Annotated in this window: 23 protein-coding genes; 1 reads left to right on the forward strand and 22 read right to left on the reverse strand. The window is 69.8% G+C overall.

The annotated features are described in order from the left end of the window. Positions 1 to 119: 119 nt before the first annotated feature. The 22 genes from ACFWM2_RS32755 to ACFWM2_RS32860 all read right to left on the reverse strand — a co-directional run bounded on the left by ACFWM2_RS32755 (position 120) and on the right by ACFWM2_RS32860 (position 21,315). Positions 120 to 902 (reverse strand): DUF3085 domain-containing protein, encoded by a 783-nt coding sequence (locus ACFWM2_RS32755; protein ID WP_383287498.1) that lies wholly within the window; start codon positions 900 to 902, stop codon positions 120 to 122. 168 nt (positions 903 to 1,070) lie between these two features. Beyond that, positions 1,071 to 1,211: a hypothetical protein gene (locus ACFWM2_RS32760; protein ID WP_383287500.1), complete on the reverse strand. Its 141-nt coding sequence runs from the start codon at positions 1,209 to 1,211 to the stop codon at positions 1,071 to 1,073. A 456-nt stretch (positions 1,212 to 1,667) separates the two neighbouring features. Continuing rightward, positions 1,668 to 2,330 (reverse strand): hypothetical protein, encoded by a 663-nt coding sequence (locus ACFWM2_RS32765; protein WP_383287502.1) that lies wholly within the window; start codon positions 2,328 to 2,330, stop codon positions 1,668 to 1,670. Positions 2,331 to 2,541: 211 nt separating this feature from the next. Then, the gene (locus ACFWM2_RS32770) at positions 2,542 to 3,171 is read right to left on the reverse strand and encodes a GNAT family N-acetyltransferase (protein WP_383287504.1); all 630 of its coding nucleotides are present in this window, start codon (positions 3,169 to 3,171) and stop codon (positions 2,542 to 2,544) included. Positions 3,172 to 3,480: 309 nt separating this feature from the next. Beyond that, positions 3,481 to 3,942 carry a hypothetical protein gene (locus ACFWM2_RS32775; protein ID WP_383287506.1) on the reverse strand — a complete coding sequence of 154 codons (462 nt, stop codon included), beginning with the start codon at positions 3,940 to 3,942 and terminating at the stop codon, positions 3,481 to 3,483. An 818-nt stretch (positions 3,943 to 4,760) separates the two neighbouring features. Next, positions 4,761 to 5,597, reverse strand: a complete 837-nt coding sequence (locus ACFWM2_RS32780) for a hypothetical protein (RefSeq protein ID WP_383287508.1) — start codon at positions 5,595 to 5,597, stop codon at positions 4,761 to 4,763. A 32-nt stretch (positions 5,598 to 5,629) separates the two neighbouring features. Beyond that, the gene (locus tag ACFWM2_RS32785; protein WP_383287510.1) at positions 5,630 to 6,313 is read right to left on the reverse strand and encodes a hypothetical protein; all 684 of its coding nucleotides are present in this window, start codon (positions 6,311 to 6,313) and stop codon (positions 5,630 to 5,632) included. Between the two features lie 462 nt (positions 6,314 to 6,775). Then, the gene (locus ACFWM2_RS32790; protein WP_383287512.1) at positions 6,776 to 7,426 is read right to left on the reverse strand and encodes a hypothetical protein; all 651 of its coding nucleotides are present in this window, start codon (positions 7,424 to 7,426) and stop codon (positions 6,776 to 6,778) included. Between the two features lie 213 nt (positions 7,427 to 7,639). Continuing rightward, the gene (locus ACFWM2_RS32795) at positions 7,640 to 8,218 is read right to left on the reverse strand and encodes a hypothetical protein (protein WP_383287514.1); all 579 of its coding nucleotides are present in this window, start codon (positions 8,216 to 8,218) and stop codon (positions 7,640 to 7,642) included. 133 nt (positions 8,219 to 8,351) lie between these two features. After that, positions 8,352 to 8,588: a hypothetical protein gene (locus ACFWM2_RS32800; protein WP_383287516.1), complete on the reverse strand. Its 237-nt coding sequence runs from the start codon at positions 8,586 to 8,588 to the stop codon at positions 8,352 to 8,354. An 85-nt stretch (positions 8,589 to 8,673) separates the two neighbouring features. Next, positions 8,674 to 9,336 carry a hypothetical protein gene (locus ACFWM2_RS32805; RefSeq protein ID WP_383287518.1) on the reverse strand — a complete coding sequence of 221 codons (663 nt, stop codon included), beginning with the start codon at positions 9,334 to 9,336 and terminating at the stop codon, positions 8,674 to 8,676. Positions 9,337 to 9,720: 384 nt separating this feature from the next. After that, complete coding sequence (locus ACFWM2_RS32810; RefSeq protein WP_383287520.1) at positions 9,721 to 10,269, reverse strand: hypothetical protein; 549 nt, start codon at positions 10,267 to 10,269, stop codon at positions 9,721 to 9,723. Positions 10,270 to 10,603: 334 nt separating this feature from the next. Further along, on the reverse strand, positions 10,604 to 10,921 hold the full coding sequence (locus ACFWM2_RS32815) for a hypothetical protein (protein WP_383287522.1): 318 nt from the start codon (positions 10,919 to 10,921) through the stop codon (positions 10,604 to 10,606). Between the two features lie 353 nt (positions 10,922 to 11,274). After that, positions 11,275 to 11,589, reverse strand: a complete 315-nt coding sequence (locus ACFWM2_RS32820) for a hypothetical protein (RefSeq protein WP_383287524.1) — start codon at positions 11,587 to 11,589, stop codon at positions 11,275 to 11,277. Between the two features lie 251 nt (positions 11,590 to 11,840). Continuing rightward, positions 11,841 to 12,740 carry a hypothetical protein gene (locus tag ACFWM2_RS32825; protein WP_383287526.1) on the reverse strand — a complete coding sequence of 300 codons (900 nt, stop codon included), beginning with the start codon at positions 12,738 to 12,740 and terminating at the stop codon, positions 11,841 to 11,843. A gap of 802 nt (positions 12,741 to 13,542) precedes the next feature. Further along, a complete protein-coding gene (locus ACFWM2_RS32830; protein WP_383287528.1) occupies positions 13,543 to 13,941 on the reverse strand; it encodes a hypothetical protein in 399 nt (132 codons plus the stop codon). Between the two features lie 239 nt (positions 13,942 to 14,180). Then, complete coding sequence (locus ACFWM2_RS32835; protein ID WP_383287530.1) at positions 14,181 to 14,807, reverse strand: hypothetical protein; 627 nt, start codon at positions 14,805 to 14,807, stop codon at positions 14,181 to 14,183. Positions 14,808 to 15,004: 197 nt separating this feature from the next. Next, positions 15,005 to 15,244 (reverse strand): hypothetical protein, encoded by a 240-nt coding sequence (locus tag ACFWM2_RS32840; RefSeq protein ID WP_383287532.1) that lies wholly within the window; start codon positions 15,242 to 15,244, stop codon positions 15,005 to 15,007. Between the two features lie 523 nt (positions 15,245 to 15,767). Next, on the reverse strand, positions 15,768 to 16,958 hold the full coding sequence (locus ACFWM2_RS32845; protein ID WP_383287533.1) for a DNA cytosine methyltransferase: 1,191 nt from the start codon (positions 16,956 to 16,958) through the stop codon (positions 15,768 to 15,770). 1,205 nt (positions 16,959 to 18,163) lie between these two features. Continuing rightward, positions 18,164 to 18,949 (reverse strand): hypothetical protein, encoded by a 786-nt coding sequence (locus ACFWM2_RS32850; RefSeq protein ID WP_383287535.1) that lies wholly within the window; start codon positions 18,947 to 18,949, stop codon positions 18,164 to 18,166. A 674-nt stretch (positions 18,950 to 19,623) separates the two neighbouring features. Next, complete coding sequence (locus ACFWM2_RS32855) at positions 19,624 to 20,634, reverse strand: DUF3427 domain-containing protein (protein WP_383287537.1); 1,011 nt, start codon at positions 20,632 to 20,634, stop codon at positions 19,624 to 19,626. Between the two features lie 390 nt (positions 20,635 to 21,024). Continuing rightward, on the reverse strand, positions 21,025 to 21,315 hold the full coding sequence (locus ACFWM2_RS32860; protein ID WP_383287539.1) for a hypothetical protein: 291 nt from the start codon (positions 21,313 to 21,315) through the stop codon (positions 21,025 to 21,027). Positions 21,316 to 21,875: 560 nt separating this feature from the next. Between ACFWM2_RS32860 and ACFWM2_RS32865 the strand changes: the two genes are divergently transcribed. Continuing rightward, positions 21,876 to 23,876, forward strand: coding sequence for an NB-ARC domain-containing protein (locus tag ACFWM2_RS32865; RefSeq protein WP_383287541.1), 2,001 nt, complete (start codon positions 21,876 to 21,878; stop codon positions 23,874 to 23,876). Positions 23,877 to 23,956 lie beyond the last annotated feature (80 nt).

Genomic DNA, 23,956 nt, shown 5'->3' on the forward strand with positions numbered 1-23,956 from the left:
GGGGGGGGGGGGGGGGGGGGGGGGGGGGGGGGGGGTGGCGTCCGTGGGGGGAGGAACAGAAGATCCCCCCCATGCGCTGCCGGCTCCCCCCCCCTGGGGCCGTGGGGGGAGCGGTGCTGTTACTCGGTGATGTAGGTCAGCTTCATTGACTGGTCGTCGAAGGTGGCTTCCAGCAGGAAGCGGGTGGCGCCGTGGGCGGCGGCGTCACGGAGCATGTCGAGCAGGGTGGTGCCGTCCTCGTCGATGGGGGTGGTCAGGCCGATGGATTCGCGGAAGTCGTCGCCGCCGAGGACGGAGCGGGCGTCGGTTCCCGGTCCCCAGCCGTCGGCGTGGACGACGGCTGGCAGGCGGTTGTTGTCCTCGCCGGTGTCGGTGGGGTCCTGGCCGTTGCTCATGAGGTAGGTGCCGTCGTCCTTGGCCCACCACAGGCGGGGCACGGCTTCGGTTTCTCCGTAGCCGAGCTTGTGCTCGGTGGCGGCGGCTGCGTGCTCGGCTGCGGCAAGGACCATGTCGAGGTGGAAGACGAGCGTGCAGTTCTTCTCGCCGTAGGCGGTGTTGGCGATGACGACGTCCAGCAGGGGGTTGGTGCTGGTGTCGGGGATCGGCGGGATGGTCATGGTGCCGAGGAACTCGTTGAGCCAGTCGGGGCGCTGATCGGCGGGAAGGGCGAGGAGCTGCCGGAGCTGTTCGGGGTGGTTCATGGCGGCCTCGGCGTTGTCGGCGACTGCGGTGGTATCGCCGGTGTCCTTGGTCATGTCGCGGATGACCTCGTTGAACCAGGCGGGGCGCTGGTCGGCGGGCAGGCTGAGGAGGTGCCTCACCCGCTCGGGGTGGCTCAGGGAAGCGAAAGTGGGGTCTGGTGTGCTCGGGGTGTCGCCGGTGGCGGGAGTGTGGTTGGTCATGTCGGCCTCTGGCATCTGTCGAGCTGGATGGGGATGCGCGCGGGGCCGCCGAGGGGCGGGCGCGGCAGGGCCGATGGTGAGTGGACGGGGAGTTAGTCGGGCAAGCCGCAGTGTGGGTACGTGGACCGGCCCCCCTGGTGTGCGGGGGCGGGGCCGGGGTGTGGGGCTTCAGGACGCGGTGTCGGTGGGGAGGGTGCCGAGGGATGCTGCGAGGGCGAGGAGCGTGAGGGCGAGGAGTCCGGCCAGGATGGCGGCGGTTTTGATGCGGGTGGCGCGGCGCTGGGAGGGCTGGCGTGCGTGGGACATCATCGTTGGGCTCCGTTGTGTGAGCGGCTGGTGCCGGGCCGGGTGGAGGGGTGACTGTGCGGGAGTGGCCGGGTCGCGCGGTGCGGGAGGGGGGAGTCCCGTGTCCGGTGCGGCCCGGCCGGGCCGGGCGCTGATGGCGCACGGAGAGGTCCGTGCAGGGCGTTCACCGGCCGAACTGACGGTGCTGCACGAGGCAGTTAGCTGCGCAATCCAGGAAGCCCGGGTGCTGTCTCGGACCGGGGGTGGGGGGGGTGGCCGTGGGCGGCTCGTAGCTTCGCGCGGCCCGAGCAGCCGACGGCCCAGGTGCGGGGCCGTCGGCTGCTCGGGGAGTAGGCGCTACTCGCTGACGGGGCGTGGCTGCGGCCGGTCAGGGCGATGAGCGGGGCAACGCGGGCGGTGGCGCGGACCTCAGAGTCGCAGCGGCGGGGGTACGAGGGTGCCGGGGCCGGGGTCGGGGGTTCAGCCGGCGGTGGGGCGCTCCTGATGCGTGGCGTCGTCGGCAGCCTTTTTCCAGCCCTCTTGGATGGCGTCGGCCTGACGGAAGTAGTCGGTGGTGGCGATGCGGGTCCTGGTGTCGGAGTAGCTGGGGAGGCCGAATTCCTGCGGAGAGCTGTAGGTCGGGATGCGGTCGATGGTGAGCATGGCGACGACGGTCCCGGCGGGCACAGTGCGCCGAGTGCCGTCGATGAAGACGCAGTGGAGGCCCTCCTCTTCGAAGAGGTACTCACCGAAGGTGAAGGCGGGCAGCAGCAGATCGGCGTGGTCGTCTCCGTAGGCGGCGCGCCGGGAGGAATCAGTGGCCAGGAGGGTGTGCCAGGAGCGCAGTCCTTCGACCGCGACGGTGGTGAACAGTTCGGCGGTGTCGATCAGGGGGGTCAGCGAGGGGCCGACGATGCCGCGGTTGATGAATTGGATGGCGCCGAGGGTCGCCTGAGTGGGGTGCGTGTGCTGCCACCACAGAGCGCCGATCGTTTCCACGTGGCGGATCATGTCCGGCAGGGTGCAGATGGTCCCGGCCCGGCCCATCTGGTGTTCTCGCAGGTAGGTGTTGAGGGGGCTGTCCCACATCTCCTGGTCGGTCTCGGAGGTCTTCGTACGGTCGCGGTAGAGGGTGGAGCCCACGGGGTTGCCTTTCCGTCGGACGGCGGGGGGTGCGGTGCCGGGGTCGGCTCCGGCAGGGAGACGGTGGACGAAGCCGGTGTTAGTGCCGCAACACCGGGGTCTGGGCTGCTCAGGGAAGGCGGGGGTGCGGCGGGCGGTGGTGCGGGGGCGGGCGTGCGGACGGCCCCGCCTGCGGGGTGCAGGGCGGGGCCGGGGCGCGGTGTGGGTCGGGTCAGACGGGCAGGAATCCCGTGGCCGCGTGAAGGCCCTGCACCGTGGTGAAGGAGACGTCATCGGTGAGGGGCTTGACTGCGTGCCTCCAGCCCGGATTGGCCTGAGTGACCAGGCCGACGGGCGGCAGGATCATCGTCAGCCGGGAGGCGGTGGTGTAGCCGTGGCGGGTGAAGAAGTGCCTCTTGTCGTGCTCGTGGCGCAGCGTCAGTGCGACGAAACCCGCGTTGCGGAAGTCTTCCTCTGCACGGTGCAGGAGACGGCTTGCGATACCGCGGCCGCGGTAGTCAGGGTGGACGGCGATTGTGTCGATGCAGCTGACGCGCTCGATGAGCTGTGCCCGCATGTGGGGGTAGATGGCGGAGTTGTGGAAGATCCACAGAGGAGGGCCGCAGTGGATCGAGGCAACGGGTGTGCCGTCGGAGCTCTCGGCGAACAGGTAGTGGTGCAGGCCGTGGGAGAGCGGGCCGCCCTCGTGGCGGAGTGACGCGCGGAGGGCAGCGAAGAGGCCGGGCAGTTCCTCGGCAGGCGTGTGGAGGTCGACGAGCTGGGTCAGTTCGATGTGTGTGTCGGCCTCGCTTGCCCGGACCGGTCGGATGGTTATGTCGCGGGACGGCAGTGCGGTGTTCACGTTCGGATGCCTCTCAGCTGAGGTGCACCGACCCCCGGCAGGGGGTGGAGGGGGCGGGTGTGGGTGGGCTGTTGCCGGGCGCGCTGTCCCCGCTACGGAGCGGCGGGTGCGGGAGGCGGCGGGCCACACAGTCGCGGGGGCGGGGGTTACACCCGCAAGCGGCGGGCGGAGAGGCGGTGAGCGGTTGGAACCTGTCCCGGCGCGATCGCGCCGGACGGGGCGGGCGCCGAGTGGTGCGGGGTGGGCGTGCGGACCTGCGGACGGCCCCGCCTGCGGGGTGCAGGACGGGGCCGGGGCGCGGGGCCGGGGTCAGCGGCGGCGGGTGGCGCGGGTACCGGCGAGGTCGACCAGGGCGGTGGGCTCCGGAACGGCAGAGAAGCCGGAGGGGATGCCGGAGGGGTCGACGCTGAGGTAGACGATCCAGTGGTCGGGGCCGGTGACCTTGATGACGTCGCCGACGGAGACGGAGCGGACATCGGCGGGCCAGGTCTGCCCGTCGTCGTCGGCGCGCTGGTGGTTGCTGACGTCGAAGACGGCCCCGGCGGCGGCCTCGTGGCTGTGGATGCGGTCGCTGGCCTGGAAGACCAGGCGCAGGGGGCTGCCGTTGGGGCGGGTGGCGGCGGCGAGCGGGTGGTGGGGCTCGTAGCCGTCGAAGTTGTCGCGGTGGGTGTTCATGTAGACGGTGGCGGTGTACACGCCGGGGGCGGGGCCGCTGTGGAGGGTGTCGATGCAGGCGGTGACGGTGAGGGGGCGGGTCACGGCGGTCGTCACGGTTGAACTCCCATCGGGGGTGCGGCTGGTTGATGGGGTGAGGGTGTGACGGCGGCCGGTTAGGCGGGCAAGAGCGCGGCTGGCGCGGCAGGGAGCGGGCAGGGGCGGGTGTGCGGGCGGCCCCGCATCCCGGGACGGGTGTCCGGGGGTGCGGGGCCGTGGCGGGGGGGTCGGCGGGGTCAGGCGTAGCAGGGGCCTGCGAGTGTGGGGCCGTAGCTGTCACCGGGCTGTCCCGCTGCCTGGAGGCTGCCGCCGGGTGTCCGAGGACGATCCACTACCCCTTGAACCTATCCAGGTTGTGGTTCTCGCGGCACGCACATGTCTCCCGGCCCCACCCCGTCCGGTCGCACAGGTGAAGCCAGCGGTTCATGGACCGGCAGGTCGGGCACATCGCCTCCCCACTCTGCTGCGGGGGGTCCCAGCTGCGCACGGGGTAGTAGCCGGTGCAGTTGGGGCGGCACGGCTCTTCCTCGTGGCCGAGGAAGTTGCCGCCGCACGCACAAGATTCAGACCACTCGGCCACGACCATGGGTGGAGCAGGCGGCTTCATCTCGGTGAGGTTGTGCAGCATGCTCTGCCGGGTCTGGGAGTAGCTCACAGCTACGGGCTCCTTCTGCATGAGGGTTTGAGGCGGCCCGAGGAGGCGGGTGGTCGTGGTCACCGCCTGCCCGGGCCGATGCTTCGTACCTTGACCGGATGCGGGGCAACGGCCGCAACCGGACGGCACGCCGGACAGGTCGATGGCCCCCCGGAACTTCGGCACAGGAGACGAGCGTTCCGGGAGCCGAGGCCCGGCGACGCGGCGCGGGACGGGCGGATCACAGAGAGGCGGTGAACCGGTCGGTTACCTTGCGGCGGGTCCGGGCGGTCAGCGGGAACGTGCGGAAGTCCTCGGACGAACCGGAGCGGCGTACGTCCACGCGGCCGTTCGGGAAGGCTTCGATCCATCCCGCTTCGAACAGCCTGAAGTCGTAGCGGGTGGCGCCGATGAGCCGGGACCATTCGACGGCGCCGCCGTTCATCCGGCCGATCCGGGGGCCGATGGGAAACATGCCGTACTCCCGTGCAACAAGCTCGGCGAACTGTGCGGCCGTGGCTACCGCCGCGTGTGCGACGGCGGCCTTCATCCAACGTGCGAACTCCTCGGCGGTGCGCAGCATCAGGGCATCGGCTGGCCGTGGGTCGGTGCGCCGCAGGATGATGCCGACGAGACGTGTTCCCGCTTCGGCCGCCCGGGACCAGGGGTTGAGCGGATGTTCCTCCATGTCGGTCTGGTGCTCGTGACACACGGCCAGCAGCCGCATCACGTTCGCCATGGCCTCCGCTGCGTACGGGGGCATCCAGCTCGGCATCAACCGTGTCAGGTCGACCACCGTGGACATCATGAGGTCGATGCGGGGGAAGAGCGGCGACTCCTCGGCGAGTTCCAGCAGCCGGAGCACTGGCATGCGCCTCTCATCGATGAGGGAGCTGGGCTGACCCTCGGAGAGCGGCAGGACGGCCCGGCGCAGTGCACCGAGGGTTGACGGGGTCGGGGAGTGCCGGGCGCGGCGTACGGCGGCGCGGAAGGCCAGCAGGGATGTGCGTGGGTCGGCGGCCTGGCGGGGGGTGAGTTCCTCACCGTCGGGCAGGCTGTTGCGCTCGCAGATGTGCATGAGTGATTCCCTCGGTGGCGTCGGTGGTGGGGTCAGTTGGTGGTGAGGCCGGCGAGGTGGGGGGCCACCCGGGCGGCGGCCTGGTCGGCGCGGGCGTGGAGCTCGGCGTCGGCGAGGCGGCGTACCAGGAGCTGGGTGTGATGGTCGGTGACCTCGTAGCGGGGGTGGTCCAAGTTCAGGACGGTCTGCATGACGCTGTGGTCGCGGTCGCGCTGGTAGCGGTCGGGCCCCAGGGCGGTGAGTTCGACGACCGGCCCGAGCTCGGGGTGCTCGGTCTCGCGTGCAGTGAAGCCGTGGCGGGGCGTGTCGGTCCGGGTGCCGTAGCGCAGGCGGGTGAGGGCGTACGGCTTGAAGTAGCTGGCGATGGTGTCCGCCCGGGCGGGGCGCAGCTCCTTCGAGGTGCGGACCGGCTTGCCGAGGGCCTTCTCGACGTCGGCGTAGGTGTACGGGGCGGTGAGTGGGACGGCGGTGTAGCGGGTGGCGTAGGGGGCGAGGTGGGCTTCGGCCCAGGCGCGGGCGCCGTCGGGGTCGGCGAACGGGCCGTAGGAGCCGAGGTGGGCGGTGGGGTCGTCGTATCCGTCGTCGCTTTCGTCGTCGGCGGTGGCGATGATCAGCCAGGTGTGCGGGAGGTCGGTGCTGGTGACGAACTGGGCGTTGACGGTGGCTATCGGCTCGCCGTCGAGGTCGCGGACGGTGGTCAGGCGCAGGAAGGACATGGCGGGACTGCCTCTCGTGCTTGGGGGAAATGGTGGTTGTCGCGCGGGCCGTTGAGGGCGTGCCGGGCTGCGGCTGGTGGTGGCACTGTCGGGGCGCGGCCAGTTAGGACGGCAACCCGGGCCGAGATATGGAGCGTTGACGTCGCGCCTGGGCCGCGCTGACGGCCTGGATCCCGCGGCGAACAAGGCCGTCCCATCAATCAAGGCAGGGGGTGCGAACGCGGAACGGCCCGCCCCCGGCTGATTGCAGGGGCGGGACCGGACGGTGATGCGGGAAGGGACGGGCCCGGCAAGGCGCGCGGGGCGGGCGCGGGTCATCCGAGGAGACCGGCTCTCAGGCTTCCACCGGCGGGGTAGAAGTCGTGCCAGGTGTCTCCGGACCAGGCCTCGCGTCGGCCAGGACTGACCGGATCGTCATCGTCATCGTCATCGTTCTGGTGCACGGCGTCAGGGCGCCCGCGTTCAGCTCACGTGACCGGCTTCGGCGGGGGCGGTGGACTTGGGCATCAGGGCGGGGGCGCCGGTGGCCAGCAGGTGGAAGAAGCCGACGGCGAGCAGCCAGGCGGCGGGGCACGCGGCTCGGCTGTCGGGGACCACCGTGAGCATGGCGTTGACGTCGCCGATGCTGTCGGGGAGTTCGGTGAGCGTCGTGGCGTGTACGTGGTCGGCCGGTTGGAGGTGGCCCCGGAAGCTGCGGTCCTTCACCTGTGGGTGCAGCAACCAGGAGGGGGTGGCGAGGCTGGCGGACGCGGTGGTGCGTGCACCGGGACGGAGCGCGCGGGGGTCAAGGGTGCCGAGGTGCTGGAGGGCGGCGAGCCACCGGTGGCCGGGGATCGTGTAGGCGCGGATGGTGAGGTGGCCGTCGGGGGTGATGACGACGGTGCCCCTGGTGCGGGCCTGGCCGGTGTGGGGGGTGTCTTCGGTGAAGCGCAGGCCGCACACCGGCTCACTGCCCTGGTTGTGGTGGGGCTGGCTGGTCAGGCTGGGGGTAGAGGCGTGCACGGCAGTGTGCAGGGCCTTCCAGGTGCCGGTGGCGGTCAGTTCGTGGTCGAGAGCGGGGCGGGTGGTGAACAGGGCCGGGGCCGGGGCGGTGAGTGTGGCGGTGTGAGGCACGGGTGGTTCTCCCAGCAGTGGTCGGTTCGTGGTGCGGTGACCGTGCTGGGTACAGCAGCTACCCCCGCAACACCCCCCGGCGCCGGCGAGCGGCGCAGGCGGGCGCGCCGGGCGAACGGGCGGGCGAACGGCACCGAAGGCCCGCACCCCCCGGGCGGCGGGCGCAGGCCTCCACGTATCCGGCAAGACAGCGGATACAACGTGTGGGAAGTGTCAGCCCGGGAGGAGTTCGATTGCTGGCACCTCGTCCTCGCGGTAGGCCGGCCATTGACCGGTGAGCGGGTGGACGCGCACCGTGCCGTCGGAGAAGGGCCAGCTCTTGACCTCCACAGGCTTGGGCGGCGCGCCCTCCCGAATCCACACGGCGTGGGAGCCCACGGGCAGGCGGACGGCGAACGGCGGAGCGGTCAGCGGCATCCCGACCAGCTTCCGGCCTCGTTCGGTGATGTACGGGCGGGCGTTGGTCATCCAGTAGTCAGTGGGTCCCGTGATGCGGCTGTCACGGCTTTGGAAGATCACCAACCCGTCGCGGTGCAGCCCCTGGCCGTCGCGGTGGTTAAGCCCGTAGACCGCGCCTGTCTCCGGGTTCGCGCGCCGCAACTGCCGGAAGCGGTCGAGCGGGATGAGCGCGGCACGCCCCTTGGGGGTGAGGAACCGGCTGCCGGTCTCCTCGTCGGTTCGCGCCCATGCCTCCGGAATCGACTCCAGAACACGCGCGGGCACTACGGCATCCGGCAGCCGCCCGCCGGCTTCGACCGCGGCAAGCAGTGCGCTTCGCTGGCCGGACGTCATTCTCGTGATGGTGAAGCTGTAGAGCCGGTACGTTTCGGACATGGTTGCTTCCCCCTGAAGGGCAGACGCGGGACCGTCGCCACGATGGCCGGTGGTCTGGGCGCGGCGGACGCGGGGTGCGGGGCGGGCTGGATCAGAAGGGGAAATTTCCTACGTCCCAGCTGCCCGCAGTCGTGGGCGTGACCGTGCGGGCGGGCGCGGTGGTGGAGTCGTCGGGGTGGTGGCGTACGCCATCCTCGGCGTCCGGCTCCCATTCGCTGCGGCTGTAGACAACCCCGCCGACGACGAGCTCGTCTCCGACTTCCTGCAGGGTCAGTGCCTGGTACTCCGCCGGCGACACCACGGGGGCGGCGTGTTCAAAGTGGGGCACGGGAGCGCCTTTCGAGGCAGGGAGACAAGAAGACCGGGGCCCGGGAGGAACGAAGCGAAGGGGCCGCCCCCCGGGCTAGTGATCCCTACGGTGACGCGCGCGGAGCAAGGCACGCAAGCCCGCCCCGGGGGGCCGGTTGTAGGCGGGATCGGGTTGCGGGGTGGGCCGTTGGTCGCTGACGACGCTCCAGGCAGACGGTGAACTGGTCTCTGGCTTCCTGCTCTGCCCACTCGTACGTGATCAGGCCCCAGCACGAGCCGTCGGTGACTTCCTCCCATGTGGTGCGCTCACCGACGATCACATCCTCGTGCTCATCGATGACAGGCTTCCAGGCCACTGCCTTTTCGATGATGTAGCCGTAGACCTCGCCCCTCGCCCATGCCCGGTACTCCGCGATCTCGCTGCGGATGTACTCCGTCGGGTCGGTGACCTCGGCGATGCCCTCCGGCATCAGGTACCAAATGGTGCCGGGGCCGTCATGGGTTTGGTCCTCGATGGCCACGACACCATGGACGATGCGCGCCCATCGGATGAAGATCTCGACTGCGTTGTCCCGGTGCTTGATCTGGTTCCACCCCTCCTCAAGGGGACCGCCGCCGTCCTTGTCGACGTCGGCGTAGTAGTTGTCCGGCAGGGTGATCACGTGGGTGAGGTGATCGTAATTGGTGCGCGGGTTGTGGGCGTCAGTGTCCGGCTTCAACCGCAGCCGGTAGCGTCCGTCGTTGCTGGTCTCGATGATTTCGGTCACGGTCAGTCCCTCTCGGCGGGCGGGATGAGGTTGTGCTGGCGGGGCAGGGCGGGCAGTTCTTCGGCCCAAGTACCGCAGCGGGGAGTCGGTTTCCGGGCGCTGCGTGGTGGCTGCCCCCGGAAGACGGGGGCGCCGGTGGTGTGGGAGTCAGGCGAGGCGGGTGACGGTGATGTCGCCCGCGCGGCCGGGGTCTTTGATTCGGTGTCGGGGCCGCCGCCGCACGGACAAGAGGGGGCGTCTGTGCGGGGCGAGGATCGGATGGTGCGGCTGCCTGAGGCGGCGGGCGGGCGGGGAGCCTGAGGTGGTCCGGCCCTGGCCTGGCTCGGGCCCCGGGCGCGGCGCTTGGTCGCTGCGCCCGGGGACCGGTTGCTGGGCGGGGATGTCTCAGTCCTGGTTGCCCCCGTGGGCGCCGTGGTCTTCCTCGGCTCCAGGGTCGTCGCTGAACCAGGTGATGGACGCGTACGGCAGCTGGTCGCCGATGCGGCAGTCGACCGGGTCGGCGGGGACGGAGAGTGCGACAGGGATGACGAACTGGTCCGGCTGGCGGGCGTTCCAGGCGGCGACGCAGCCGCCGCAGGTGACCCGGCGCGGGTCGGCGACGGTGATGCCGGGTGTGCGGCAGAGGGTGTTGTCGTGTTCCTCGGCCGAGTCGGTACCCGTGCCGGGGGCGATCCAGGCCCAGGGGTTGAGTTCGTCGGGGAGGTGACGCTGCGGCTCGGCGAGGAGCACTGCGGCGGTGCGGGCGATGGCGGCGGCTTGTTCGAGGCGGTCGGCGAGGTCCTGCGGCGGACCGGACAAGGCGATGCCGTTGGAGCCGGTCCAGAAGGCGATGGCAAGCTCGCCGGCGGCGACGGTGGCGCCGTTGATGTCGTCCCCGGGGAAGAGGAGTTGGGCGCCGCTGGTGGTGTCGGCCCATTCGAGTCTGTCGGACATGCAGGGGTGCTCCTTCGGTGACGGTGCCCGGGTGGGCTGGAGCACCGTCACCGCTAGGCCGGTAAGCGCGGCAACCTGGCGGGCGATCGTTCCCGTGGATACCGGGGCGAGCCGCGCGCGGTACGGCGGGCGCTGTGCGGCTGGGCTGCCGGGCGGGACACCGTACGGCACAGCCCTCCGGCGGTGCGGGCGGCGGCCGGAGGGCACGCCAACGCCCCCCGACCACCGCGCAGTCAGCGGGAACTCGGGGGCGGACACGGGGATGACGAACACGAAGGCGCGCACCGTCGGGGTGTGCCTTGTACGAGCAGCAAAGGCCCGGTCAGTTGGCCGTTTAGCTGTTGTTCGTGCGGCGATCGCCCCGGTAGATGTCTCCCTCGATGTAGGTGATCATCGATCCGTCGGGGGCGCGCATCGTGTAGCAGATCGAGGACTCCGCCCAGCTCGTTGTCCAGCCGGCGATGCGCAGGGCGGCGTTGACGGTCTTGTCGCCTCCGGAACCTGCAAAGAAGGCGTCACCCACGGCGCCGTCCCAGTCCGGGCCGTACGGGTTGCGGTCGTGGCTGAGGATGCGGATGACGTCGTCGGCGGTGCGGGCCGACTGAAGCTCCTTGTGCTGTTCGGCGATCACCGTCCAGAAGGGGTCGCTCATGTCACATCTCCGTTTCCATGTGGTGGTCTCCGGGCCGATGCGCCCGTTCGCTCCAGCCCGGAAGGAAGGGGCCTGGGGGTAGGTGGCGGCCGCGGTGGTCCGGCCAGGCTGGGGGTGTGCTGTTGCGGCTGGATTGACGATGGCTGGCGGGCGGGCAAGCCGCGCAACCCTCTTTCTGGCGTGCCAGAGGCCGGTGAGGGCGGCGCCAACGATCGCGGCAACACGCGAACGCGGGCCCGACCAGGGGTCGGACCATCGCCCCCGCGCGGTGCGAGCGGGGGCGGGGGCGCACGGATCGGCCCCCGTGCCGCTGGGTGGCGGGACGGGGGCCGGGAGGGGATGGCTTGGGGTGGTCAGCGGTTCTTGTACTCGTGGTGGAGCTGGAGGTTCAGGGGGGTGCTGAGGCCGAGCCAGTCGGCGGCGGCCCGGGCAACGTTGTCGAGGGTGCCGGAGATGTGGAATCGCTCGTCTCCGTAGTCGTTGAAGGCGGTCACCTGCTCGGTGCGGGTGGAGCCGGTGATGTGGAATTGGGGTTCCTTGCCCTGGGCGGAGAGCCTGGAGTCGTGGGCCGGGGCCAGGGTGAACATGAGGATGCCGGTAAGGCGGGTGCGCTGGCGGTCGGTCCAGTCGGCGTGGACGGGAATGGAGTCGGGGGCGGTCGTGGTCATGGCTGGTCCCTGGTCTCGGTGGTGAGTGCCGGGCGGCGGGTTCACCGTCGCGGACCAGTGGGTTAGGGCTGCAAGGCGCGGTGGGTGCGGCCCCCGAGCCGGGGCGGGTCGGCGCGCAGGCGAGGCCAGGCGGGCAAGTCAGGGGGTGGTGACCTCGCCGACGGGCATGACGAGAAGTCGTTGAGAGATCCTGCGCCGTTCAATCGAAAGCCTTGACGATGGTCTCGGTGATGGCGTGCAGGCCGCTCCAGTCACAGGTGCCGCGGTCCTGCTGCCTTCGCGCTGTCTTGATCTTCTCCTCGAACGCCTTGTGCCGGACGGGGCCTGTTGCGATACCAGGCAACGAAGTGCACCGGCGCCGTGCCGCGCAGGTTCGCCTCCACACTGCGTCGGGTCTCATCCATCGTGATCGTGAGATCCGGCATCTGATGGTCTCCGAGCCACGCCTCCAGGAGGCGGAGCAACTGCCACGAGTCCTTGGGGTCGGCGGTGCTCAGGAACAGCTCGATCCCGCAATCGTCACCGTTGACGGTCCACTGCCCTAGGGGTCCTTCGGCACTGCCGGAGAAGGCTGCTTCGAGCGAACCGAAGGCGTGATCGTAGGTGTCGCTGTTTGCCTGGGCGCGACGGCTTCGAGCCCAGGAGGACTGTACGGCGCGCTCGGCAGCTTCGCAGAGGAAGGAGGGTGCCGAGGCAAGCGGCCACTCGTGGGCCGTGTCGTTCCAGGTGTCGGGGAGATTGACGAACGTGCTGGCCAGCTCCCGCGCGTTTTCCGCATGCACAGTGACGTGGCGGCAATTGCCGCCCTCGGCTGCAACCTTCACCGTAAGTGATGCCGTGGGCAGGTCCTCGGAGGCGGCAGGCCTTCCAGGGGAGAGTAGGAGGTGGGCGCAGTCGTCGAAGAGCCGACGGAGTCCATCCAGGAGCTGACGGTCGTGTACCTGGGTGTGCAGTTTGTTGAGCAGTCCGCGGTGGCCGCGGGGCAACTGCGTGTGCGGGTTGTGGTCCAGGATCCGGACGGCATGCGCCCATCCCTTGTGATCGTTACGGAGAACGGCGACCACACGGCCCAGGAGATACGGGTTGGTCTCCAAGGCGAGGGTCAGACCGCCGCCGGCGTCGAACGTGCAGTGCGCGGTGAAGGACGGCATGAGGGCCTCTCAAGTCGTTGGAGCAGGAGGGGGTCAGGCGCAAGATGGGGGGGTCCCCTGCGGCCTGTGGCCAGCGACGTCCTTGCGCTGCCCGATGCCTGCTGCGGGGAAGATGGCCCGAGGCAGGGTTAGCCGCACAAGGCTGGGCAGGAAGCGGGGGACGGCCGCACGGATCGGCGGACACGGCTCGGCTGGACGTCCGGGCGCGGTGCGGCGGGCAGAGGTTGCACGACCACAGCCCCCAACCCACGCGAAACGCGAGCTGGGGGCTGTGGAGTAACTCGGCCTTGGATGCCCAGGTGCTGGGATCGGTGCTCCGCCCGTCACCGATCAACGGCGGTGGCAGCGATGGGGACGATGGTGATTGCGGACGTCATGGGCTTCCTCGGGTGTCAGGAGGAGGGAGGTGTGGGCGAGCCGGGGAAGTGCGGTGCTCAGGCCTCCGGGGCCGGTGGTTCGCACCGTAGCCGGGACGTAGAGCAATGGCCGCAACCGTGCGCCGCGGCTGGCACGCGGTGGCCCAGGCCCCACACGGACGGCGGGGCTCGGGGCCGGGGCGGCGGGAGGGTTGGTCAGGCGGAGGGGCGGGGGGCGACGCGCCAGGTCTCCCCGTTGGTGGGGCGCACCCAGTCGTTGAGTTCGACGAGCGCGTCAGCGACGGCAGTCCCCGTGAAGTCGACACCGGGGATCACCGGCAGTGGAGATCATGGCTGGTGGTTCTCCTTTCGGGGCGGCGAGGGGCTCGCCGACTCTCCGGGGGTGCACCGGGGAGCCGGGGGCCAAAGGGATGGGGCGTAGCGCGTTAGATGTCGATCTCGCCGCGCTCCTGCCTGACGTCGAACAGGGCGTCCATCCTCAGCCCGTCGTCCTCGGTGTGGAAGGCGTGCAAACTCTCCTCTTCCCGCTGGCCGGGCGTGAGGGTTTCGGCGCGGGCGCGGGCTTTCGCGTACACGATGTCGGCGGCCGTACGGCCGACAAAGCCCGGGCTGGTGTACGCGAGGCGGGCGTGGACCAGGTTGAGGTGACGCTGGGCAACACGCAGCGCGGAGGCAGTCCCGGTGGTGGTGTAGATGATGACTTGGGTGGGGTTCTGCGCGTCGTCGACGGCGGCGGGCTGATAGTCGCCGACGGCGACGAGCCCGGAGGTGAGGTTCGCGGCCAGGGCGGTGAACGCTTGGACGCGAAGCGTGTACTTGAGCATGAAAAGACGGGCCCTTTCCGGGACTTGAGAGTCTGAGGGTGCGGCAATCAACCGCTACGCGGGCATCGTGGCGGCGTGCCGGGTTAGCCAGGCAACCGCAGAAGCGTGGGGCCTCAACGGGGCCCGCGTAACGCTGGGTTGGCTGGCTGCGAGCGGCGCACGGGGTGGCAGGGAGGCAGAACGCAACCGCCCCGGCCGTCCGTTCGGAGCGGACGGCCGGGGCGGGATGGGGCTAGGGGTCAGACGGGGTCCGCGATCGGGTCGGGGTAGGGCCAGAAGGGCATGTCTCTGGCTCCCTCGCAGGTCAGGACGTGGATGGTCTCGCCGTCCTCCAGGCGGCCGCCGCGGAACCCGGTGGGGCCCAGGGTGCCCTGCCACCAGGAGCGGGCCAGGGCGTACGCGGCCTCCTGGGAGGGGGCGCGGACCAGGAACCGATAGGTGCGCTCATCGCTGGTCTGCATCCACAGCCGGTAGACCCGGCGTGGGCCCGGCACACCCCGGTCTCCCCCGGCAGTGAACGCTGTCTTGATGGCATGGCGGCAATGGTTGGTGTGCAGGGAGGTGACGTCGTCGACGGTCCGGCGGTGGACGAGTCGCAACTCGTCCAAGTCGCCGACCGCGATCGTGCGGTGGGTGCGCTGCTCAACGCGAACGGGGCGAACCACGCCCGCGCGGTCCTCCCTCTGGTCTGGGACAACTAGCGCAGTGCAGTTGTGCGGGTCGTATCCGTGGACGGTGTAGCGGGTGGTCAGTCCGGTCCGGGGCTGGACGGTCGCGGCTGTGCCGATGCCGAACCGCGTGGTGGCGGTGACGGGCTGCTCGGCCCAGGAGCAACCGGGGTACATGTCCGGCGGAGGGGTCAGCACGTGGGCGGATTCCTTCCTTGAGGCGCAGCCGGCCTGGATGCCGGACGCGGGATCATGGTCAGGGGCTGGCAGGCAAGCCGGGCAACACCCGGAGGTGATCGCAGCACAGGGGCGCCAGGGCGATGTGAGGCACAGGAGGCGTATGGCGGCCCCGACACCGCATGCCTGAGGTGGGTGCCGGGGCCGAGAGGTCACGGTCAGTTGCTGATCTTGATGACCTCGCTCGCGTTTGTGCGGTTGTCGGTCACGGGGCGCCACTCTTCCCCGACTTCCAATGAGTTGTCGAGGTCGCTGGCGCACTGGCGGCACAGGCTGATCGTTTCGGCCTCGGCCTTCTCGACGGCCAGGGCGGCGATCTTGTTCGGATCTGTGTCGTCAGTGGTGACCGTGATGGTGATGTTCGCGATGCCGGTCAGCGGCACGTTGTATGTCGGCATGAACACTTCCTTCGGCTGGGGTCGTGGGGTGTCTGACGGGCCCGCTCGTTAGGCCCGCGGGCGGTAGAGCACCGGGCCCGGCGCCGCTGGGGTTTGGGGCCAGATGGGGCGCGGAGGTGGCGGTTCAGAAATCGTCGGCGCGGAAGGCGGTGACGGATGGGGCGCTGGCCGTCGAAGACTTGCCGTGGTGGAGCGCCGCATCTGAGTTGGGGGATGAACATCGCGGTCCCAGCCGGTCAGCTAGTCCGAGACATCGTGGTCGGCGGGTTGCTGCTTTCAGGGCAGGGCCGTCCGGGCGACGACGCAGTCGGCGTATTCGGCTTCGGCAGGGAGGGAATCGTGTGGGCGTTCCGGCTGACTACAGGCTGCGGTCGGGCAGGGTTAGGTCCGCCACCCCGGGCGGGGGGTCGCTGGGAGCCAGCCGGGGGGCGACGTTCCGCCCGGGGCGGCGGATGCGATGCCGCCGCCCCGGGCCGGTGGGCGGGGGCGCCGGGGGTTTGGTGGTCTGCCGCGGCGGGCCAGGTCAGTGGGGCAGGACGGCCATCACACGCTGGGCAAGCCAGAACGCAACGTTGACGGGGACGGCGTTGCCGACCTGGAGTCGTTGGTCGGGCTCCTTTCCGGCGAACTCGTGGTCGTCGGGGAAGCCCTGGCAGCGGGCCTTCTCCAGGATGGTCAGAGGCCGGTACTCGCACTCATCGACGCTGAGGTCTGCGGTGGGGCTTGCCAGGTAGTGGTGGCCGCCGCCCTGTGCGGACAATGTGCCGATCGGGTCGTCCAGGGAGCTGGCATCGCAGTGGTTGCGCAGGGTGACGATGAACGGCTTGCCACGGTACCGCTCCAGCCCGATGGCGACGCGGTCCCGGGTGGCCTGCTCGTAGGGGGTGCGCGTCACGCGCTGTTTGCCCTTGAAGTAGCCGTCACCGAACCGGTCCCCGCGCACCATGGGGTCGATTACGTCGCCGATCCCCCGGGTGATGGGCTCAAGGGGAGCTCCACAGCGCCGGTTCGGGCAAACGTAGTAGTACTGGCGGCTCCGGCGGCCGTACTCGCCTACCGGGAAGCCGGGGTTCTTCTTCCAGTGCTGGACGCCCTCGACGGGGCCGCAGGTCGGGCAGATCGCGTCGCAGGTCGGACGGAGGTCGGGAAGGCCGTTCGCGGCGCCGATGTCCTGTCGCAGGAAACACCACACCAGCCGGTCGCGTGATTGCGGCAGGGGCCGCATGCCCTCGACTTTGAGGTGTGCGGCGTTGACCGAGGCGAGGGTGGGGATGTAACCGAGGGCGTCCCACACGTGCAACCACGCCTTAAACAGTGGGGAGTTGCCGAAGGCCGGGACATTCTCGCCGACATAGGCCATCGGCCGGTGGACTTCGGCATAGCGGACCGGCTCCCACATGGTGATGCGGGTCTGGGGCCAGTCCGGCCCCGGCTTGGGACGTCCGTTCTCGTCGAGCTCAACGGGATTGCGCGGCGCCGTCCTTCCGCTGTTCGGCGAGGCCTCGGTGCAGATCGGGGAGGCAACTAGGACCTGCGCGGGCGGCACCGAGCGCATGTCGACGCTCTGAAGGTCGGCTTCCTTCACGAACAGACCGGGGAAGTTCCCCCTGGCCGTCGCTGCTGAAGCTGAATGGTGGTTGGCGGCGTACAGGGACAGAAACCCTGCCTTGGTGAAGGCCAGCATGTCGCCGCAGCCGCCAGTGAAGAAGTGCACCGAAGTTGGGCAGTCAATAAGGGGCGTCATCGCAGCATTCCCGTTCCAGAAGCAGGGAGTTGATGTGCGCGGCCAACGGAGGTGGCCGGGCGGTTACGGCAGACTCGGGCCTGGCACGGCAAGCCCCACAACCCCCCGAGCCGGTCGGCTGCCGGGAGCGCAACGCCAATCCGGGTGCGGCTAGACGCGACAGATCCCCTCGGGCCAAGCGGACCCGGCTCGCGGCGGCTGAGGCGCGCAGAATGCGGAAGACCCGCCCGGCCGAGTCCGGCGGGGCGGGTCTAGGAGTGCCTCGAAGCGGGGCCGGTCAGCGGACCCTCGGAGCGGCTGGCACCTTGGGCGCGGCCGGAGCCTTGGGGGCTGGGCCTGCGGGCTGACGTGTGCCCGGAGTGACTTGGCGGCCGGGCGTAGCCGGGATGATGTGCGGGGTGCAGGGGCGGGTGCTCGCGGTCTGCTTCGCAGTGGAGCCGCGCTTCGTGGGGCAGTGGGTCGGGGTGGAGTGGCCGGTGCCGGGGGCATCGCAAGGAGCAGCAGGACCGCGAGGAACAGCACGGTTGCGGCAAGAGTATGAACGGTCAGGAACGGGGCAGTGCGCGTGTGCATGGACGCGGGATTCCTTTCACAGGAGATCGGTGGAGTGCCTGGCCGCGCTGAAGGGTGTGGTTCTGCCTGGTAGCGCCCGGCGGTTGCGACAGTCACCCGGAGGTGGGTTAGCGATGCAATTCCTCTCCTCGCCGCGATCCCCCGGGCTCACAGCTGCGTCATTGCTCGTGGCTCCGGGTGTCGAAATGCCAGGGGCGGCCCTCTGCCGACCGGGCACGCCGCGGCACGGTGCGAGGGTGGGTGCCGACGCGAACTGGCCCGTCGGGCCGGCGAGGGCAGGGTCCAGGCAGTCCAAGTCCTCGTAGCCGGTCCAGCGCCCGATACGGATCGTGTCGTCGGCGTACGGCGCCCACGTACAGCAGGTCGGTCCGGTCGGCGCGTTCGGTGCCGATGGTTGCGGCCTCTCCGTCGGGATGTCGGGTACTTCGATGGCGCTCAGGATTCGATGGGGTGTCATCAGTGATCAGGACCGCACGGCTGACGCTGGTCGCGGCTAAGGCTCTCCGGGCAACTGGCTTCGCGCCGGGTCGGGCTGGGGAAACGACGCGGCCCGCCCCGGCCGTGGTGACGGCGCAGGGCGGACCTGGTGCGATGGCGGTAGCTCAGCGGGAGGTGCGGGCCTTCGATTGCTGGCGCTCGCGTCGGGCGGCGTCCTCCGCATTCCGTTGCCGCTGAAGTTCCCCGAATGACGCAGTCAGGTCCTTGCGGGGACGGTTGACGGTCATGCCGACGCGGGGCGGGCCATGTACGGCCAGGAGGTCGGAGGCGGCCTGGGACGAGTATCCGGCTGCCTCTAGGTCGTCCTGCGTGGGGAACACGTCCGCGTCTCGGTCCCGGGTCGGGTCGATCAGGACGTCCTCCTTGCCGCCCCGGGAAAAGACGTACTTAAAGTTGGCGGGCGGGTTCGGCTCAACAAGGCGGCGAAATCGGGAGACCTCCTTGGTGTACGCGTAGAAAGTCAGACCCTTGGGGGCGCCGCGCATGATCTGGAGCCACATCAAGGTGTAGGCGTCATCGAAGAAATCTCCAGCGTCATGAATCCTAATGTGCCCCAACTTGCCCTTTTCGGCGTCAGGTTGGTAGCGAGGGTGGCGCAGCTCGGCGGCCATTCGCTCGTGCCACAGGAGCGGGGTGTCCAGCACCATCCGCAGGTTGCGCAGGTGGCGGGCGCGAGCAGCCGGGAAGCGGATGTATCCGGAGTCGGCCCCGAGTGCGTAGCAGTGCTTCAAGCAGACCGAGGCGGAGGGACAGACGTTGACCGGTCGCACGGTGGTGGTTCCGTCCGGTGCTTCGTCTTCGAGGCGTACGGCTCCGGCGGGCAGAGTCCAGTTGAAGATGCCTTGCTTCTTCATTCGTTCGTTCTGTGAGAGAAGCCAGTCGGTGGCCATGATGAGGCACTCCACGAGTCCAGAGATTTCGGATGGGGTGGTGTGCGGTGCAGGAGGCAGTCGGTGAGACAGCCCGGCCGCGGGCCGCGGCGCTGTCTCGGTGCCATGCCAGCGCCCGACCCTTCGCGGACGCCGAACTGCGGGAGCAATGACCCGGCGTCGGCGGTGAAAAGGCGGTGGGGTGGGCTGCGCAACGATCCGGACCGGTCCCTGCTGAGTTGAGAGGGGTGTGCCACGCGGCGCAGTGGCCGGTCCAGCGCGCCCACACTGACCCGCCCGCCGGCTAGCCCTGCAAGTCCCGTGCGGATAAGAAGGGCACGGGATCCAGAGGCGGTCTGCGCTGCGCTGCTGCGGACATGCGTCAGGGCCGCCTGCGTCTGGCTTCTCAGCGCGGGCGGGCCCTGATGTGGACGCGGGATTCCACGTCTTTCGGCGTACTCGGGCTGAGCTCGCCCTTCCGGCTGGGGCTCCGAGGGCGAAGAGGGGTCGGTAGGGCGCCCAAACCGCGGCCGGGCCCGGGCTGAGTGCCTTGAGCCCGCGCGTCGGTGGGGCGCGAGGTTCGGCGGCCAGCGCCGGGGCGCGAGCTGGGCGCTTGCGGGTGGCCCGGTGCTCTGCCTGAAGGGCATTGCACCGGGCCACTGTCCGTCAGCGTGTAGGAGGCCGAGCTCGGCCTCCTACACGGAGGGCTTCGGGGAAGTCCACATCTCGTCGCGGAGTGGGTAGTGCAGGCGCCATGTGATGGCCATGGGTTTGCTGCCAGTGTGCTGTTCGTAGGTCGCGGGGCCCAGCAGGGTCCACGGCTGTGCCTTGCCGCTGAGGGTGTCCTTGTTGTCCCGCATGAAGAGCAGAACATGGCTGCCCTGCTTCGCGTGCTGCTGGTATCGCTGGCCGGTGGGTGAGGCGCTCGCTGTGGAGTTCTGTGACTCCCAGTGGAAGTGCGTCGAGCTCAGGGCGTAGTCCTTGTACCGGACGGTCGGTGAGAAGTCCCGCTCGCTCTTGTTCAGTGTGATCAGCAATGCGTCCGTCTTGTTCGCCGCGTCCCACAGGACACCTTGGGCAAAAAAGCCGGGCATCTGGCCGCCGAGTCGGGCCACGCCCATGGCGGCAAGGATCTCGGAGCGGTTGTACGCGTGGTGGACGCTTAGGGGAATGTGGGCGTGCGGGCCTGTCAGCGGTGTAGCCGTTCGTTCCGCGCTGCTCTGCATCACGTAGGTGAGGAGTTGGCGGAGTTCGCTGCGCACGGCGTGCTGCTGGCTGAGCGTCTCGAGGCCCTTGTCGTATGTGGTGAAGCCTCCAGCCTTGTCCCAGAGGGTGAAGAACAGCATCCGGGCAAAGGTCTTGTCCCGCTCGCCGAGGTTCCCGTAGGGGCAGGCGTCGTCCTGCACCAGTCGCGTGTACGCCTCGGATCGTTCGGCGTCGTCGGCGTGCAGGAAGCAGTGCATGCGCTTGAGCAGGTCCGGCTCCCCTTGCATGGGCGTCGTGGGGACAGGGACTAGCTCCGCGCGACGCAGGATGGCGGTCCAGGAGCTGCTCCCTCGGTAGAGGTCGGTGATGTTGCGGCCGGTCCGTTCGAGGAATTCGGCGAGCTGGGTGGTGCCGTGGGCCTTGGCTTCCTGAGCGAGGTGGTTCACGGTCGCCCTTGCCGGGGTGGCACCGACGGTTTTGTGGGCATCGGAGTGGGACATGGTTCGGTTCCCTTTCGCGGAGGAGGGGGTGAGTGCGCGCCACGGGAAGTCGGGTGCCGGTCGGCACGCCCTCGGCGCGTGGGATGCACACTGACCGGCCTGCGCCCAAGCCCCGCAAGCCAGTTCGTCCCCGCCCCCCAGCTCAGGTCTCACGTTCTCGCGCCGGCGGCTGTGGTGGCCTGGGGCCGGACGCCTGGCCCAGGCGGCACCGGAATTGGCCCCGACGCCTTCGGTCGGGTGACCGGGGCGCCGGGGCCGGGGTCGGGTGGTTCTAGGCGGGGTCAAGGAGGTAGTCCAGACCGTTGGACTCGGCTCGCGCGTATACCTGTTCAGCGCTCTGCCGCGCGCCACAGCGTCGGGCCCAGGCCAGCACATTGGGCCACGACTGGATCAGCCGCTGAAGGACGGTGCTCCGTCGGGGAACATCGTCCGGTATGCCAGGCGCACCTGGTGTTCTTCGGTGATCTCGGCATCACTCGGTCCGACGCCGACTACTGCGGCGGCCTCGCGAGCGACGGCGAACCGGCCTTGCAGGACGGCCAGAGGGGTGTGGGGTGGCCAGGTCGCCGATGGCCAGGCGGGCGCCCAGGTCTCGCCGTGTTCGGTAAGAGCTGCGGCGTAGGCGTTGAACTCCCGGAACAACAGTTCCCCCAGAGTGTCGCGCTCAGTCTGGTTGGACATGGTCACACCCCCGCGCGGGCGTCGGCCCACGTAGGCGCCATGGGGCGTCGGGCAGAGAGTAGGGATGGGGCAGTGTTGGACACGAAAGACCTCCAGGACAAGTCGGCGTTCAGGGAGTCACTGGGTCCGCTCCTCGGCGCCTGGCCGCTATCGCTTCAGGGCGATCCGCAGGCGCGGGCCCTGTGCGCAGACACGGTGCCTGTGAAGGTGCCAAGCGGCGCAAGCGTTCGGCGGTGGAACGCGTTCGGCCCGCCCGCGGGGCGTGGGCCTAGAGTGCGCGGCTGCGGAGTGGACTACCCGATCGGATAACGGGGCTGGGGCATGTGCCGCCGCATCTTCCGGCTGCCGCAGCGCAGTTGCCCGATCGCCTGGTGGCAGGCCTCACGCAGTTAGGAGAACCAACGAAATGCCAGGAACAGGGTGACGAATACAGCAGCGCGGTGTCTATGCGCTCTTGTGGCGTTCTGCTGGTGGTGGGTAGGTCAGGTCGCTAGTGTCACGCGCAGGAAGTCGCTGCCGGGGGTGGGCGCGTGCGGGTGCGTTTGTGGGTGGCGGGAATCGTGGCGCTCGCCAGCCTGGGTATTGCGCTGGCGATCCTGCTGGCGCTGGCGGGGAACGCCGCCACGGCTACCTCGAGCTGGCCCGGGCTGCTGGATGAGCTCCGGCAGCACCCGTGGGGGTCACTGTACGTCGTTGGGCCAATTGCCATCGTGGCAGCCGGTTACATGGCGTGGCTGCAGTTGCGGCCACCAGCGGGCTTGAACGATCCCCCGCCACCCCCGCCGGTGGCCGTCCCGGACTGGTTCGTGGACCGGACCCAGACCAGCGCCACCGCGGCGGAGGTGTGCCGTGGCGGACGCGCCGTGGGCATCACCACCTCCCTGTGGGGGGCAGGAGGATTTGGCAAGACCACGGTGGCCACCGCCGTATGTGCCCGTCGGCGCGTGCGGTGGCGGTTCAGTACCCGCATGTTCCCTCTCCCTCTTCAGTCCCGGGTCTATCCCGTCACCATCGGCCGGGACGTCCGCGGACGCGCGGCCGTGGCAGCCAAGGTCGCCGAAGTCACCCGATTCATCACCGGCGACACCACCGAGTTCGACGACCCCGATCTGGCGGGCGCCCATCTGGGCCGGCTCCTCGACAAGCGCCCCCGCACCCTGCTCGTCCTCGACGACGTGTGGGAAACCCAGCAACTCGACCCCTTTCTGAGAGGAGGCCGCAATTGCGTACGGCTGGTCACCACCCGCAACCCGGAGTTGCTGCCCGCCGACGCGCAGACCATCCAGGTCGACCAGATGTCCCGCGACCAGGCCAGAGCCGTGCTGACCTGGAACCTGCCACCGCTGCCTGGCGCCTTGGTGGACGCCCTGCTGAAGGCCACTGGGCGATGGGTCTTGCTGCTGCGCTTGACGAACCGCCTGATCGCCGACCAGTGCGCCGCCGGTGCCGATCCCCCGACCACCGCCGAGCGGATCCTTCATCGGCTGCTAGCCAACGGGCCCGCAGCCGTGGACGATCCCGCAGCCACCTGGGACCTGGACGATCCCCGCCTGCGCAACCAGGCTGTCAAGGCCTCGATCGAGGCCGCCACCACCCTGCTGCCGCCCGGAGGCCCGGATCGCTTCACTGAACTCGGCATCTTCGCCGAGGACGAATCCATCCCCGTCCCTGTGATCGCCCTGCTGTGGGGAGCGAGCGGCGGGCTGATCGAGGACCAGACGCGCACCCTGTGTCGGAACCTCGAGCGCCTGTCCCTGATCTCTCTCAATCAGGTGAACGGCGGCACCATCAGCCTCCACGACGTCATCCGCGAGTATCTCCGCGGCGATCTCGCCACGGCCGGCCTGGCCCGTATCAATGGCCTCCTAGTCGACGCGGTCGCCGCTACCCTGCCCACGGCCCAGCCCTTCGCCCCCACTCATCCCAGCCCAGAACACGCCTGGTGGCAACTCACCGACGGCTACCTCCTCGACCATCTCATCGGCCACCTCCTCGCCGCCGCGCGTATCTCCCTGGCCGAGGCCGTGGCGGGCGACCTGCGTTGGGTGGAAGTCCGCCTCACTCAGCGTGGACCCACCGCCCCCTGGAGCGACCTCACTCGCATCGATACCGCTCACACCCGTCCCCTGGCCCGCAGCCTCGCCCGGACCGCCCACCTGCTCACTCCCACCGAACCACCTCACGCCCTCACCGGCGTCTTGCACACCCGCCTCGACACACACCCCCACTGGCACCCACAGATCACAGCCCTCCACCACGCCCCCACCCGGCGCCCGTGCCTCGAAACCCGGTGGCCCCTGCCTGACGCCTCCTCTCCTGCACTCCAGCGGACTCTTACCGGCCACACCGGCCGGGTGGGGTCGGTGGCGATCGCACCAAACGGAACCTGGCTCGCCACCACCGATCATGAAGGGGCAGTGCGAATCTGGAATGCCGGAGAACGATGTATTGCGGCCATTGCACGATCTGAAGGGGCGCTGTACTCGTGCGCCTGGAGTGTCGCTCAGGAGCTTGCAGTTGGGGGTGAGCGAGGGCTGTATCTCTTCAAACTGCTCCCCTGACACGGGGCGAGACCTCAAACGTTGTCCCGTGGGACCACCACTGTCATAAGTACCGCATTCCGGCAGGTCTGTGAGTTTCG

Origin of the sequence: Streptomyces sp. NPDC058371 (assembly GCF_042723265.1) — a bacterium.
Lineage (GTDB): Bacteria > Actinomycetota > Actinomycetes > Streptomycetales > Streptomycetaceae > Streptomyces.

Excerpts from the sequence above, each read along its gene's own strand:
- ACFWM2_RS32755 (WP_383287498.1), bottom strand. The coding sequence starts at position 902 with ATGACCAACCACACTCCCGCCACCGGCGACACCCCGAGCACACCAGAC.
- ACFWM2_RS32760 (WP_383287500.1), bottom strand. The coding sequence starts at position 1,211 with ATGATGTCCCACGCACGCCAGCCCTCCCAGCGCCGCGCCACCCGCATC.
- ACFWM2_RS32780 (WP_383287508.1), bottom strand. The coding sequence starts at position 5,597 with ATGCACATCTGCGAGCGCAACAGCCTGCCCGACGGTGAGGAACTCACC.
- ACFWM2_RS32785 (WP_383287510.1), bottom strand. The coding sequence starts at position 6,313 with ATGTCCTTCCTGCGCCTGACCACCGTCCGCGACCTCGACGGCGAGCCG.
- ACFWM2_RS32795 (WP_383287514.1), bottom strand. The coding sequence starts at position 8,218 with ATGACGTCCGGCCAGCGAAGCGCACTGCTTGCCGCGGTCGAAGCCGGC.
- ACFWM2_RS32810 (WP_383287520.1), bottom strand. The coding sequence starts at position 10,269 with ATGTCCGACAGACTCGAATGGGCCGACACCACCAGCGGCGCCCAACTC.
- ACFWM2_RS32815 (WP_383287522.1), bottom strand. The coding sequence starts at position 10,921 with ATGAGCGACCCCTTCTGGACGGTGATCGCCGAACAGCACAAGGAGCTT.
- ACFWM2_RS32820 (WP_383287524.1), bottom strand. The coding sequence starts at position 11,589 with ATGACCACGACCGCCCCCGACTCCATTCCCGTCCACGCCGACTGGACC.
- ACFWM2_RS32825 (WP_383287526.1), bottom strand. The coding sequence starts at position 12,740 with ATGCCGTCCTTCACCGCGCACTGCACGTTCGACGCCGGCGGCGGTCTG.
- ACFWM2_RS32830 (WP_383287528.1), bottom strand. The coding sequence starts at position 13,941 with ATGCTCAAGTACACGCTTCGCGTCCAAGCGTTCACCGCCCTGGCCGCG.
- ACFWM2_RS32840 (WP_383287532.1), bottom strand. The coding sequence starts at position 15,244 with ATGCCGACATACAACGTGCCGCTGACCGGCATCGCGAACATCACCATC.
- ACFWM2_RS32850 (WP_383287535.1), bottom strand. The coding sequence starts at position 18,949 with ATGGCCACCGACTGGCTTCTCTCACAGAACGAACGAATGAAGAAGCAA.
- ACFWM2_RS32855 (WP_383287537.1), bottom strand. The coding sequence starts at position 20,634 with ATGTCCCACTCCGATGCCCACAAAACCGTCGGTGCCACCCCGGCAAGG.
- ACFWM2_RS32860 (WP_383287539.1), bottom strand. The coding sequence starts at position 21,315 with ATGTCCAACCAGACTGAGCGCGACACTCTGGGGGAACTGTTGTTCCGG.